Raw genomic sequence first — 13,499 nt, 5'->3', positions numbered from 1 at the left:
ATTAACAGTCTTTAATCAGCAACAGTACCTGCGAAGCGTGGCAGCCTATTCATTATAAACGCCTAAAATTCAAACAGTTAAGTACAGTTTCATCAGCTTGCAGCACGGTTGAAAGGGGTGGTTTCACCCGCCTCGTCGAGGCCCAGTCCCTTGCCGGAAATCGACGCCACATCGATGCCATATTCCTTCAGCTTCCGGTAAAGCGTGGTTCTTCCGATGCCCAGACGCCGAGCGACTTCGCTAATCTGGCCGTCATAATGAGCAATCGCGAAGCGGATCATTTCCTCCTCGGCTGCGGCAAGCGTGCGCACCTCGCCTTCGCCATCAACCCCGCTGAACACGCCTGCTGGACCACTTACACTTGGATCATGATCGACAAGGTTGAACCGGGCGGACTGCTGCGCAGCCCTTGCAGCCTCAGTTCCCAAACCGATCTGAACGAAGTCAGCCGCTGTCAGTTCCCCAGTCTCGCAGAGAAGCACCGCCCGATAAACGGCATTTTTCAGTTCCCGCACATTGCCGGGCCAATGATAGGTCTTCAGCTTTTCAAGCGCGTGTGTGGTGATGCCGGTGATATGCCCCATCCGCTCTTCGCTGACATAGCGCATCATGAACTGATGCAGCAGGATCGGAATGTCCTCCAGACGGTTGCGCAGGGGCGGCATGGCCACGGCAAAAGAGCCGAGCAGATGGTAAAGCCCGGCATGGAAGCGTCCCATATGGACGAGATCAGCCAGAGGGCGGCTGTTCGATGCCATGATGCGGGCATTGGAAAGCCCGCGCTCGCCTCCCCCGCCGGTTTCGAACTGGCCGGACTGCATGGCAGCAAAAAGCTTGATCTGCGTGTGGCGCGGCAACGCGCCGACTTCATCAAGAAACAGCGTTCCGCCATCGGCTTCTACAAGCTTGCCGAGACTGCGGATGGCATCGTCCTCGCGGCGATCACGCCGCACCGCCGAAACACCGAAAAAGACGTCGTCGGCATTCTCCACGGTCAAGGAGCGGCAATCGACAGTCACGAAAGGGCCGCGCCAGCGGGCACCGCCGCTGCAAATGGCACGCGCCAGCGTTTCCTTGCCGCTGCCGGGTTCTCCTTCGATCAGAAGCGGCGCATCCAGCGCCGAAGCCCGCCGCGCCAGAATGCCGACCCGCTCCATTTCCGGGCTCTTGATCGCCATGTCGGACAGCGTGAGATGCGCTTTCAACGACGAACGGGCGCGGCGAATTTCCTGTGTCAGCGCATCGATCTTCAGCACATTGGAAACCGACACCTGGACGCGCTCGAAGGCAAGCGGCTTGGTCACGAAATCGACCGCGCCCATTTTCATTGCCTGTAAAACCGGCTGGAGATCATCATTTTGGACAAGAACGATAACGGGAACAGCGTTTCCAGCTTCACGCATCCGTCGCAAAACGGTCAAGCCGTCCATATCTGGCATCGACAGATCGAGCAGCATCAGGACGATGTCCTTACGCTGGCTTACAAAGCCAAGCGCGCTTACTCCACCGTCTGCGAGAATGGTTCGATAGCCCATGCGCATGACTATCGCTTCGAGATTGCGTCGATGAATCGGATCGTCGTCCGCTATAAGTATGCGCGTGCCCATTAATAGCTATTATCAACCTATGGAGTTCCCGCGCCCAAAATACTTAAACAGTTTAAATGTCTCATATTCCAGGCGTGTTATTTGGGGCCAAGCCTTCAACGAATGCAAGATACTAAAATGTGCCTTAGTGTCCCATTCACAAAATTTGTATCCTGAATCCACTTTCTGATTCAGACATTTGCTTTCCTGTAGCCTATCGCCCGGCAAGCTGTCACAAAATTCGAAGCGCTTTTTCCACCTCTTGGCGATCCTGACAAGACATGCGAGAAGGAACCTAATAGGAGAATGTTCATGACCCGCTTTTCAGAATCCCTTTCCTTCAACAAGGTTTTGCGCGCGCCCGCCGGTGATGCGGTTGCAGCCGAAAAGACTGGCCTCGGCGATCTGCCGGAATGGAATCTGGGTGATCTTTATCCATCTGCAGACAGCGCCGAGCTGAAGAACGATATCGAAAAAGCCATGAAAGAGGCAGCAGCGTTCGAGGAACGCTGGAAAGGCAAGCTTGGCAATGAGGCGGCCAAGACCAATGGCGGTAACTTTGCTGATGCAGTCAAGGAATTCGAAGGGCTGGACGAGCTGATGGGCCGTATCGGCTCCTTCGCAGGCCTCTATTACTACGGTGATACGACCGACCCGAAGCGTATGAAACTTTTCGGCGATATGCAGCAAAAGCTGACCGACGCCAGCACCCATCTCATTTTCTTCGGCCTGGAGCTGAACCGTATCGATGATGCGGTGCTCGAAAAGGCGATGAGCGATAATGCAGCCATCGGCCACTACCGCCCATGGCTCACCGATCTGCGCATGGACAAACCATACCAGCTCGATGACAAGCTGGAGCAGCTCTTCCACGAAAAATCGATCACCGGCTATAGCGCCTGGAACCGACTGTTCGATGAAACCATGTCGAGCCTGCGCTTTGAAGTCGATGGCGAAGAACTGGCCATTGAGCAGACGCTCAACATGCTTCAGGATGCCGATGGTGCTGTGCGCAAAAAGGCATCGCAAGCCCTGGCGAAGACTTTTGGCGCAAATCTGCGCACATTCACGCTGATCACCAATACGCTCGCCAAGGACAAGGAAATTTCCGATCGCTGGCGCGGTTTTCAGGACATCGCCGACAGCCGCCACCTCGCCAACCGCGTCGAGCGGGACGTTGTGGATGCTCTCGCCAAGGCAGTCGAGGACGCCTATCCACGCCTTTCACACCGTTATTACGCCCTGAAAGCCAAATGGCTTGGCCTCGAAAAGCTTGAAAACTGGGATCGCAACGCGCCGCTGCCGGAAACGCCGCAAGCGCTGATCCCTTGGGATGACGCGCGCGAAACCGTGCTTTCCGCCTATGGCAATTTCGCGCCGGAAATGGCCGCGATTGCCAAGGATTTCTTCGACAAGAACTGGATCGACGCGCCGGTTCGGCCCGGCAAGGCGCCGGGCGCATTTGCGCATCCGACCGTTCCGTCGGCGCATCCTTACGTATTGCTCAACTATATGGGCAAGCCGCGCGATGTGATGACGCTGGCACATGAGCTGGGCCATGGCGTGCATCAGGTTCTGGCGGGCGGTCAAGGCGCGCTGATGGCTTCAACGCCGCTGACCCTTGCTGAAACTGCATCCGTATTTGGCGAAATGCTGACTTTCCGCTCGCTTCTGGAGCGCACGAAAGACAAGCGCGAACGCAAGGCTATGCTGGCGCAGAAGGCCGAGGACATGATCAACACGGTCGTGCGCCAGATTGCCTTCTACCAGTTCGAACGCCGTGTCCACACCGAGCGCCGCGAAGGCGAACTGACCTCTGAGCGCATCGGCGAAATCTGGATGGATGTGCAGCGCGAAAGCCTTGGCGATGCGGTCAATCTCAATCCAGGTTACGAGACCTTCTGGACCTATATCCCGCATTTCATCCACTCGCCGTTCTATGTTTATGCCTATGCTTTCGGCGATTGTCTGGTGAACTCGCTTTATGCGGTCTACCAGAACTCGGAAAAGGGCTTCCAGCAGAAGTATTTCGACATGCTGAAGGCTGGCGGCACCAAGCATCATAAGGAACTGCTTGCACCGTTCGGTCTGGATGCGAGCGATCCGGATTTCTGGAGCAAGGGCCTGTCGGTGATCGAAGGTATCATCGACGAGCTTGAAGCCATGGAAGACTGAGCACTTGCGTGACTCACCAAAGCAATAAGCCGCTTATCCTGTTCCGGGATGACAAGGCGGGCCGCGATGTGCTCTTCACGGCCCCCTCATCGATCATCCGCGCCGACACGCCAGATGAATTCGAACCCGCATGGAATGCGATACAGAAAGCCCACGACGCCGGAAAATGGCTTGCGGGTTATCTGTCCTATGAAGCCGGCTATCTTCTCGAGCCCAAGCTGAAACCGCTGCTGCCCGAAGGGCGCAACGCACCGCTTCTCTGCTTCGGTGTGTTCGATGGCCCTTCCGACCAGTTTGTGCACCGTCGCGACGAGGACAATGCCACCTTTCTGCGTGCCCCTGTTGCACAGTGGTCGTTTGACGACTACGCGCCGCGTTTCGAGCGACTTCACCGCCATCTGCGCGAAGGCGACTGCTATCAGGGTAATCTCACCTTTCCGATCCGTGCGGAATGGAGCGGCGACCCGCTGATCCTTTTCAATATGCTCGCGAAGCGTCAGCCGGTACGCTACGCGACTTATTGTGATCTTGGTGGTCCGATTGTCCTGTCGCGTTCGCCGGAACTCTTTTTCGAGGTCGACGGCGACGGCTGGATTGAAACCCATCCGATGAAAGGCACCATGCCGCGCGGTGCGACGCCCGAAGAAGACGAGCGGAACCGTCTGTTTCTGCTGAACGATCCGAAGAACCAGGCCGAAAACCGCATGATCGTCGATCTGCTTCGCAACGACATTTCGCTCGTCAGCGAAGTGGGGTCGCTCGATGTGCCGGAATTGTTCCGCGTAGAAACCTACCCCACCGTACACCAGATGATCAGCCGTGTACGGGCCAGGCTGAAAGAAGACCTGCCGCTGCGTACGCTTTTTGCTGCCCTTTTCCCGTGTGGTTCCATCACCGGCGCACCCAAGATCAGCGCCATGGAAATCCTCCACAAGCTGGAATCCGCGCCGCGCGACATCTATTGCGGGTCGCTCGGCTGGATCGAGCCGAGCGGGCGGATGCGTTTCAACGTCGCTATTCGCACGATCTCGCTTCTGGATGAAAATCGTGCGATCTTCAATGTCGGGGGCGGCGTGGTCTTCGATTCCACGGCGCAAGCGGAGTACGAGGAATGTCTTCTGAAAGCACGGTTCGCAGCTCTATCCAACCAGACGGAGCTGAAGTCGTTTTGATAGAGCCGGATTACCAGTTGATCGAAACCATACGCTGGGAACCGCTCTCGGGCGTGCTGCGTTTCGATCTGCACATGGCGCGCCTTGAGAATTCTGCCCGTGAACTCGGGTTCTCCTGCAATATGGAAGCTATCCGGCAGAAAGTAGCGGAAAGCGGAACTGGTGAACAGGCTTTGAAGGTGCGCCTGACACTTGCGCCGGACGGGGTCGCTACGGTCTCCAGCATCCCTTACGAACCGCTGCCATCCCAGACGATCTGGCGGATCGCAATTGCACATACGCACCTCGATCACAACGACACCCTGTTGCGCCACAAGACGACGCGACGGCAGGCATATATCGCCGCGCGCGAAGAATATTCTCCGGCGGAGATCGACGAAGTCATCCTGCTCAATGATCGCGGCGAAGTCTGCGAAGGAACCATTACGTCGATATTTCTCGATGTTGGCGGCACAACCTGCACGACGCCCGCACTTTCGTGCGGTCTTCTGGACGGAGTGCTGCGCCGCGAATTGCTGAAAAACAGCGTCGTCGAAGAGGGTATCGTTACTGTCGATGCACTGAAAAACGCGCGCAACATTCTCGTCGGCAATTCGCTGCGCGGTATGATCCGCGCGAAGCTGGTTGAAGGCTGAAATCCTAAAACACGTTAAACATGTATTGATGTCATAGGTTTGTGTTGTTTCTTTCTTTCTATGAAGTTGTGTTATCGTTCCCGCACATAAGCTAAACCCGGCTAAGGATAACCCGACACCGCAATTCTGCGGCATCTGAGAGGAAGAAAATGGCGAAAGCGAAATGGCAAGTCTATGGTGAGATAACCGGCCCCGTCATCATGATCGGCTTTGGGTCGATCGGGCGCGGTACCCTGCCGCTGATTGAGCGTCATTTCAAATTCGACAAATCGCGCATGGTCGTGATCGATCCGAGCGAAGCCAATCGCAAGATCCTCGATGACAAGGGCATTCGCTTCATCAAGGAAGCAATCACCAAGGATAACTACAAGAAGGTCCTTGGTCCTCTGCTAAAGGAAACGGAAGGCCAGCCTTTCGTCGTCAATCTTTCGGTCGATACCGGATCACTCGACTTGATGCGTTACGCCCGAGAGCATGGCGCACTCTACATCGATACGGTGGTGGAGCCCTGGCTCGGTTTCTATTTCGATGAAGAGGCCGACAATGCCTCGCGCACCAATTATGCGCTGCGCGAAACCGTTCGCGCCGAAAAGCGCAAGAACCCCGGCGGATCGACCGCCGTTTCCTGCTGCGGCGCCAATCCGGGCATGGTGTCGTGGTTTGTCAAGAAAGCGCTCGTTGACCTTGCGACCGAACTGAAGCTCGATTTCACCGAACCGGCGCCGGATGATCGTCACGGCTGGGCGAAGCTGATGAAGAAGGCTGGCGTCAGGGGTATCCACATCGCGGAACGCGATACCCAGCGCGCCAAGGAGCCGAAGCCTTTCAATACGTTCTGGAACACGTGGTCTGTGGAAGGGTTCATTGCCGAAGGCTTGCAGCCGGCAGAGCTTGGCTGGGGCAGCCATGAAAAATGGATGCCCAAGAATGCTCGCAAGCAGAAGAAGGGCAACAAGGCTGCGATCTTCCTCGAACAGCCCGGCGGCAATACCCGCATTCGCTCCTGGTGCCCGACGCTCGGCGCGCAATATGGCCTGCTGGTCACCCATAATGAAGCGATTTCGATCGCCGATTTCTTCACGCTGCGCGACAAGAAGGGCAAGCTCGACTTCCGTCTGACCTGCCATTACGCCTATCATCCGGGCAATGACGCCATTCTGGCGCTTGACGAGATGTTCGGCGCCGCTGGCCGGGCGCAGCCGGTGCAGCACGTTCTGGAAGAACACGAAATTCTGGATGGTAGCGATGAACTTGGCGTTCTGCTCTATGGCCATGAGAAGAATGCCTATTGGTACGGCTCGCAGCTAACCGTTGAGGACGCGCGCAAGCTTGCTCCCTATCAGAACGCGACCGGCCTGCAGGTTTCTTCAGCCGTTCTGGCAGGTATGGTCTGGGCTCTGGAAAACCCGAGAAGCGGCATTGTCGAGACCGATGAAATGGATTACCGCCGCTGTCTCGAAGTCCAGATGCAATATCTTGGCCCGGTGAACGGATATTATACCGACTGGACGCCACTGGAAGGTCGTGGCCATTTGTTCAAGGAAGACCTCGACACCAAGGATCCGTGGCAGTTCCGGAATATTCTGGTGCGCTAAACTGAAACAACTGCCCGGCAAAAATCGGGCAGTTTTCATTGCGGCAGTTTCGCAACAATTGCGTAATCCTCACAATGAGGGCTTGTTTTCGTGCAAGTTTCAATTCATCACACGTAATCATTCCCAATGGAGAGCATGGATATGAAACGCTTCCGCATCATTGCCCCTCTTGCAGTCATGTCGCTGGCGTTGGCCGCGTGTGAAACGACCGGCCCGGTCGGCGGCAATACTCCGACCGTCTCCCGTGGCCCGGCTGGGATCGAAGGTAGCTGGGTTGATCCAAACGGCATCGTCTCATCGTTCAACGGCGGCATTTTCGAAACCCGCGCCACCGACACGAACGAGAAGCTGGCCGAGGGCAACTACCGTTACCAGTCGCCGCAGCTTGTCGAAATCGACATGCGCTCCATCGTGCGCGGCACGTCGTCGAAAGTGAACTGCGCGCTCGTGTCGCCGGCGCAGCTCAACTGTACGTCGTCATCGGGTTCACGCTTCTCCCTGACGCGCAAGGCGGTAGGGTAAGCACCCGATATCTTGTTTAGAGCGGTTCCGGTTCTTATCGAATCGTCGGAACCGCTCTAACTATTTGTTTTTCCGCATTATCCTACGCAAAACCGCTTCGCACTTTTGCTGTAAATGCTCTAAATTTCAAATATTTACGGTGCGGAAAACATCTGCGCCGACAGAATTTTGCCAGCGGCAATTGTCAGGATTGTAATTTGTCTTTTTTTCTCTAGTTTTCCGGCTGAACAGGAGTCGGAAGATGAGTGAGATGGATAAAGTGCAGGAGAAGCCCAGCCAGACAACCAAGCCTGAGATGCAGGTAAACCTGCCGAAAGTCGGGGTTCTGCTGGTCAATCTCGGCACGCCGGATGGCACGAGTTACGGCCCGATGCGGCGCTATCTGGCCGAGTTTCTTTCGGATCGCCGTGTCATCGAATGGCCCCGCCTGATCTGGTATCCGATCCTCTACGGCATCGTTCTCAACACCCGCCCGAAACGTTCCGGCAAGCTTTACGACCGCATCTGGAATCGCGAGAAAAACGAATCTCCGTTGCGGACCTATACGCGCGCGCAGGGCGAGAAGCTTGCCAAGGCACTTGCCGACCATCCAAATGTGGTCGTGGACTGGGCGATGCGCTATGGCCAGCCATCCATCGAAAGCGTAACTGATCGTTTGCTGCAGCAAGGTTGCGAGCGGATCGTCATGTTTCCGCTCTACCCGCAATATTCGGCAACGACCACCGCGACAGTGAACGACAAGTTCTTCGAAGCGCTTATGAAAAAGCGTTTCCAACCGGCTGTGCGCATCGTGCCGTCCTATGAAACGGAACCCGTTTACATCGAAGCACTGGCCCGCTCCATCGAGAAGCATCTGGAAACGCTTTCTTTCAAGCCGGAAGTGGTTCTCGCTTCGTACCACGGTATTCCGAAAAGCTACTCGGACAAGGGCGATCCCTATCGTCAGCAATGTCTTGAAACGTCGCGCCTGTTGCAGGCGCGGCTGGGCCTTGATGACAGCCAGTTTCGCTCCACATTCCAGTCGCGCTTCGGCCCGGAAGAATGGCTGCAACCCTATACGGACGAAACGGTGGAAGAGCTGGCCAAGCACGGGGTCAAGTCGATGGCTGTTCTCAATCCGGGTTTCGTTGCCGACTGTCTGGAAACGGTGGATGAGATCGGCAACGAGGCCGCTGAAGAATTTCTTGAAAATGGCGGCGAGAATTTCAGCCATATTCCTTGTCTCAACGACAGCGAAGACGGCATGAAGGTCATCGAGACACTGGTGCGCCGCGAATTACAGGGATGGGTTTAGATTGAAGGGAATAGGACAGTATGTTCTGACCTGTGATAGATTCCACCTACTGCCTTATTGCCCTACTGCCCTATTGCCTTAAGGAAAGACAATGACCGGTTTCGATATCACGCTGCTCATTCTGGCCGCACTGGTTCTGGCAACGCTGTTTGCCGGCATCAAGACCGTGCCGCAAGGGTTTAACTACACGGTCGAACGGTTCGGTCGCTATACGCGTACGCTCAATCCAGGCCTGAACCTGATCGTACCGTTCTTCGACCGCATCGGTGCGCGCCTCAACATGATGGAGCAGGTGCTCGATGTGCCGACGCAAGAGGTCATCACCCGCGATAACGCTATCGTCGGCGTCGATGGCGTGGCGTTCTATCAGGTGCTGAATGCAGCACAGGCGGCTTATCAGGTAGCGAACCTGCAATATGCGCTCCTTAATCTGACCATGACCAACATCCGCACGGTCATGGGCTCGATGGATCTTGATGAGCTGCTGTCAAACCGCGACGCGATCAATGACCGCCTGCTGCGGGTCGTTGATGAAGCAGCGCACCCGTGGGGTCTCAAGATGACCCGCGTGGAAATCAAGGATATCAATCCACCAGCAGATATCGTCACCTCGATGGCGCGCCAGATGAAGGCCGAGCGTGACAAGCGCGCGCAGGTTCTGGAGGCCGAGGGCGATCGCAACGCACAAATTCTGCGTGCTGAAGGCCAGAAACAATCGCAGATTCTCGAAGCTGAAGGCAAACTGGAAGCAGCCAAGCGCGAAGCAGAGGCACGCGAGCGCCTCGCTGAAGCCGAAGCGAAAGCCACCACCATGGTTTCCGATGCCGTTGCCAACGGCAATGTGCAGGCGCTCAATTACTTCGTGGCGCAAAAATACACCGAAGCCTTGAGCAACATCGCCAGCGCCAAGAACCAGAAAGTGGTGCTGATGCCGCTTGAGGCAAGCGCTCTCATCGGCTCGCTTGGCGGTATTGGCGCAATTGCCAAGGAAGTTTTTGGTGATGGCAGCGGGCCGATCGATCCGGCACCGCAGCCGCCGACACCTTCCCGCTCACGTAGCGTTCCAACCGCGGGGCGCTAGAGCACATCCCGAAAAGTGTGAAACGGTTTTCGGAGGAAGATGCGCGTAAAAACAAAAAGATGGAGCATTTCTGGCAAAAGTGCAAAGCAGCTTCGCGTAGGGTAATGCGTACAAACAGAGGGAGGGCGTCATGATTGTTGAGTTTCTGTCCGGTCTCGGCATCTGGAACTGGCTCGTTTTCGGGCTGGTTCTGCTCATTCTGGAAATCTCGGCGCCCGGCTTTTTCTTCATCTGGTTCGGGCTTGCTGCACTTGTAACGGGTGCACTGGCCTTTCTCCTGTCTTCAACGACAGGATTTGGCTGGCAGTTTCAGACTGTCGTTTTTCTGGTTCTGGCCGTCATTTTCGTGCTGGCGGGACGTCGCTTCTTCGGATCACGCAGCACCGACGCCGACGAACCTTTTCTCAATCGTCGCGGCGAACAGCTTGTCGGCCAACGCGCCACACTGACGGAGCCGATCATCAACGGTCGTGGGCGTATCCGTATCAACGATACGATGTGGCGCGTGAAAGGGCCTGATCTGCCAACCGGAACAGAAGTCCGGGTCGTTGCCTTCGATCCGGTTTCTCTGGAGATTGAAGTTGCTGAATAGGGGAATAGGGGAATAGGGGAATAAAAAGGAATCGGGTAAGCTAAAGCAAGTGATTTTCAGCTTACTCCCTTACTCCCTTACTCCCTTACTCCCTTACTCTCTTACGCCGCGCCTATCCGCAACAGGTCGTGGAAGTGCACGAGCCCGATCGGACGTCCGGCTTCGACGACGATCAGCGCGCCGATGTGATTTTCATTGATGGTGTTGAGTGCTGCGGTTGCCAGCATGTTCTGATCCACCGTCTTCGGCTTGCGCGTCATGATGTCATCAACCGCCAATGCCGCGAGATTGCGGCTCAGATTGCGCGATATGTCACCATCGGTAACGATACCCGCCAGATCACCACCATCATCGACGACGACCACACAGCCAAAGCTCTTTTGTGCCAGAACCTTCATCGCATCCGGTAGCGACGTCCCCACGCTCACCAGCGGAAGGCGTTCGCCGCGATGCATGATATCGCGGATATGGATGAGGCTTGCACCCAGCGAACCGCCGGGATGAAAGGTCTTGAAGTCGCTTGGAGTAAAGCCCCGTGCTTCCAGAAGCGCGATTGCCAGCGCATCGCCGATGGCAAGCTGCATCATGGTCGAGGTCGTGGGCGCCAGACCGTGCGGGCAGGCTTCAACCGTTTTCGGCAGGAGCAGCATGACATCCGCCGCACGGCCAAGCGCCGAATTCTCACCTGCGGTGATTGCGATCAGCGGAATGCGGAAGCGCTGCGAATAATTGACGATACCCTTCAGTTCCGCCGTTTCGCCCGACCACGAAATGGCCAGGATGACATCATCGCGGCCGATCATGCCAAGATCACCATGATTGGCTTCCGCCGAATGAACGAAAAATGCCGAGGTACCGGTCGAGGCAAAAGTGGCGGCAAGCTTGGAGCCGATATGGCCGCTTTTGCCCACGCCCGTAACGACCAGACGTCCGCGCGACGCAACGATACGCTTCACCGCTTCGACAAATGGACCGGAAAGGCCGTCATTCAGCGCTTCTTCCAGCGCAACAAGGCCCGCATTTTCGGTCTTTATGGTGCGCAGCGCTGAAGCGATGGCTGCTTCCGCGTCTGCCGGAGGGATGATCTGATCGAGCTTTTCCATAGCGGCAAGGGTTAACTTCTTCGCAGCCGGTTGTCCAAACATTTGTGCAGCGAAACATGGCCTTGAATTCGACCATAGCAACCAAGAATTAACCATGTGCCTTTACCGTTCATCTACCACGTTGCGACGGTTTGAAAACACGACATGCTTTTTGCCAAGGCCTTATCCGGCGGTTCGACGCCCATTGCCCGCAGGCTGCGATGCCTGTTTCTGGCGGGCGTGGCGATGGCAATCAGTCATGGCCCTTCCTTTGCTCAGGAAGCCTATCTGCGCGGAAGCGTTGCCGAGGATGTGCTTTCCGCATCCTCACCGGAAACGCTTGCAAATCGTGGGCTTGCCGCACCTGGATATGACGATGGTGCCGGTGAAGCGACCGACGACGGTTATACCCCGCCTGAAAACGCACCCGCGACAGACGCGGCAACTACGGCGCAAACCGTTCCGACAGTTGCCGTTCCGCAGGACCGCCAGCCGCTGCAACCCGACAATATCCGTGTCGGCTCAGTCGACGCCGAGGCAAGTGGAGAAACAGGCCGGGCGCAACGCGAAAACCTCCGGCAGTTGCCTGAGCAAGGACGCGGCATCACACAGGAAGTCGACCCATTCGCGCCGATCGGCATTCGCACCGGCTCGTTCATCCTGCGACCGTCGCTGGAACAGGGTATCCGTGTCACGACGAATGGCGACAGCAGCGCAACCGGCTCCAGCGCAGTTCTTAACGAAACCACATTGCGGCTCAACGCGCAGTCGGATTGGGCACGCCATCAGGCAACACTTGACGCATCGGGCACCTGGGCCAAATCCATTTCGGGCGAAGACGTCTCCGAACCGCAGGTCGACATTCAGGGCAAGCTACGCTTCGATCTCGGCGACCAAACGACCGTCAACACCGGTGCAGGGTACCGGTTGCGTCGTGAGAGCGCGTCGAGCCCCAACGGCGTGGTCGACGCCTTGCAGCGTCCTCTGGTTCACACCCTCAACGGAAGTCTCGGCGTCGAGCGCGACATGGGCCTTATCTTCGGTAGTGCAACCGGGCGGGTTGAACACAATATTTACGGCGATGCGGAACTGTCCTCCGGCGGCACGGTCACTCAGAAAGACCGCGACAACACCTATGCCAGCGTCACATTGCGCGGCGGCTTTTCCTTGTCCCCCGCAATCAAACCCTTCACCGAAGTGGAACTGGGCAAGCGCATCTTCGATGAAAAGCTCGACAGCAATGGCTACGAGCGTAGCGGATCGCAGTTTGCACTGCGCGGCGGTATGATGCTTGATATGGGCGAGAAGCTGAACGGCGAATTTGCGGCCGGTTACATGCGCGCCAACAGCGATGATTCTCGTCTCAGCGACATCAGCGGCCCGTCGATCAATGCAGCGCTCAACTGGTCGCCGCTGCGCGGAACCGATGTGCGGCTCTATGCACAAACAATGGTCGATACCTCGACCACGCCTGGCATTGCCGGGTCACTCCTGCATTTCGCAAGCCTTGATGTGACCCGTCGCATACGCTCCGACCTGAGCCTCAACGGCAGGCTTGATGCCAATATCCGGCAAAACAAGGATGGCACCGGAACCGATTACACAATCGGCGCGCAGATCGGCGCAACCTACTGGATCAATCGTTTCGTTGGGCTGGATGCACGCCTGCGTCACGAATTCCTGACAAGCAGGATATCTGACCGCGAATATACAGCCGATAGCGTCTATCTCGGCGTGAAGGTTCAGCGTTAAAGCATTTCCAGCA

Annotated in this window: 11 protein-coding genes; 9 read left to right on the top strand and 2 right to left on the bottom strand. The window is 56.6% G+C overall.

Going from position 1 to position 13,499, the window contains the following annotated elements; all coding sequences use genetic code 11:
- Nucleotides 1-92 precede the first annotated feature (92 nt).
- The gene (locus tag FIB18_RS16745) at nt 93-1,607 is read right to left on the bottom strand and encodes a sigma-54-dependent transcriptional regulator (protein WP_140021786.1); all 1,515 of its coding nucleotides are present in this window, start codon (nt 1,605-1,607) and stop codon (nt 93-95) included.
- Nucleotides 1,608-1,898: 291 nt separating this feature from the next.
- Between FIB18_RS16745 and FIB18_RS16740 the strand changes: the two genes are divergently transcribed.
- The 8 genes from FIB18_RS16740 to FIB18_RS16705 all read left to right on the top strand — a co-directional run bounded on the left by FIB18_RS16740 (nt 1,899) and on the right by FIB18_RS16705 (nt 10,652).
- Complete coding sequence (locus FIB18_RS16740; protein ID WP_140021785.1) at nt 1,899-3,761, top strand: M3 family oligoendopeptidase; 1,863 nt, start codon at nt 1,899-1,901, stop codon at nt 3,759-3,761.
- An 8-nt stretch (nt 3,762-3,769) separates the two neighbouring features.
- Entirely contained in the window at nt 3,770-4,933 is a 1,164-nt protein-coding gene (locus FIB18_RS16735; RefSeq protein ID WP_140021784.1) for an aminodeoxychorismate synthase component I, read from the top strand.
- A complete protein-coding gene (locus FIB18_RS16730; protein ID WP_140021783.1) occupies nt 4,873-5,568 on the top strand; it encodes an aminotransferase class IV family protein in 696 nt (231 codons plus the stop codon). The genes FIB18_RS16735 and FIB18_RS16730 overlap by 61 nt, the downstream gene beginning before the upstream one ends.
- A 149-nt stretch (nt 5,569-5,717) precedes the next feature.
- On the top strand, nt 5,718-7,163 hold the full coding sequence (locus tag FIB18_RS16725; protein ID WP_140021782.1) for a homospermidine synthase: 1,446 nt from the start codon (nt 5,718-5,720) through the stop codon (nt 7,161-7,163).
- Nucleotides 7,164-7,304: 141 nt separating this feature from the next.
- Nucleotides 7,305-7,685, top strand: coding sequence for an outer membrane lipoprotein Omp10 (omp10, locus tag FIB18_RS16720; protein ID WP_140021781.1), 381 nt, complete (start codon nt 7,305-7,307; stop codon nt 7,683-7,685).
- Nucleotides 7,686-7,926: 241 nt separating this feature from the next.
- A complete protein-coding gene (hemH, locus tag FIB18_RS16715; RefSeq protein WP_140021780.1) occupies nt 7,927-8,979 on the top strand; it encodes a ferrochelatase in 1,053 nt (350 codons plus the stop codon).
- 91 nt (nt 8,980-9,070) lie between these two features.
- On the top strand, nt 9,071-10,060 hold the full coding sequence (locus FIB18_RS16710; RefSeq protein WP_140021779.1) for an SPFH domain-containing protein: 990 nt from the start codon (nt 9,071-9,073) through the stop codon (nt 10,058-10,060).
- 130 nt (nt 10,061-10,190) lie between these two features.
- Nucleotides 10,191-10,652, top strand: a complete 462-nt coding sequence (locus FIB18_RS16705; protein ID WP_140021778.1) for an NfeD family protein — start codon at nt 10,191-10,193, stop codon at nt 10,650-10,652.
- A 101-nt stretch (nt 10,653-10,753) separates the two neighbouring features.
- Here the strand turns inward: FIB18_RS16705 and FIB18_RS16700 are convergent, their stop codons facing one another.
- Nucleotides 10,754-11,755, bottom strand: a complete 1,002-nt coding sequence (locus FIB18_RS16700) for a KpsF/GutQ family sugar-phosphate isomerase (protein WP_140021870.1) — start codon at nt 11,753-11,755, stop codon at nt 10,754-10,756.
- A 144-nt stretch (nt 11,756-11,899) separates the two neighbouring features.
- On the opposite strand from FIB18_RS16700, the gene FIB18_RS16695 reads away from it, so the two are divergent.
- A complete protein-coding gene (locus tag FIB18_RS16695; RefSeq protein ID WP_140021777.1) occupies nt 11,900-13,486 on the top strand; it encodes an outer membrane beta-barrel protein in 1,587 nt (528 codons plus the stop codon).
- The last annotated feature ends 13 nt before the right edge of the window (nt 13,487-13,499 follow it).

Source organism: Brucella pecoris (assembly GCF_006376675.1).
Taxonomy (GTDB): domain Bacteria; phylum Pseudomonadota; class Alphaproteobacteria; order Rhizobiales; family Rhizobiaceae; genus Brucella; species Brucella pecoris.
This window is presented reverse-complemented; position numbering and strand designations above follow the sequence as displayed.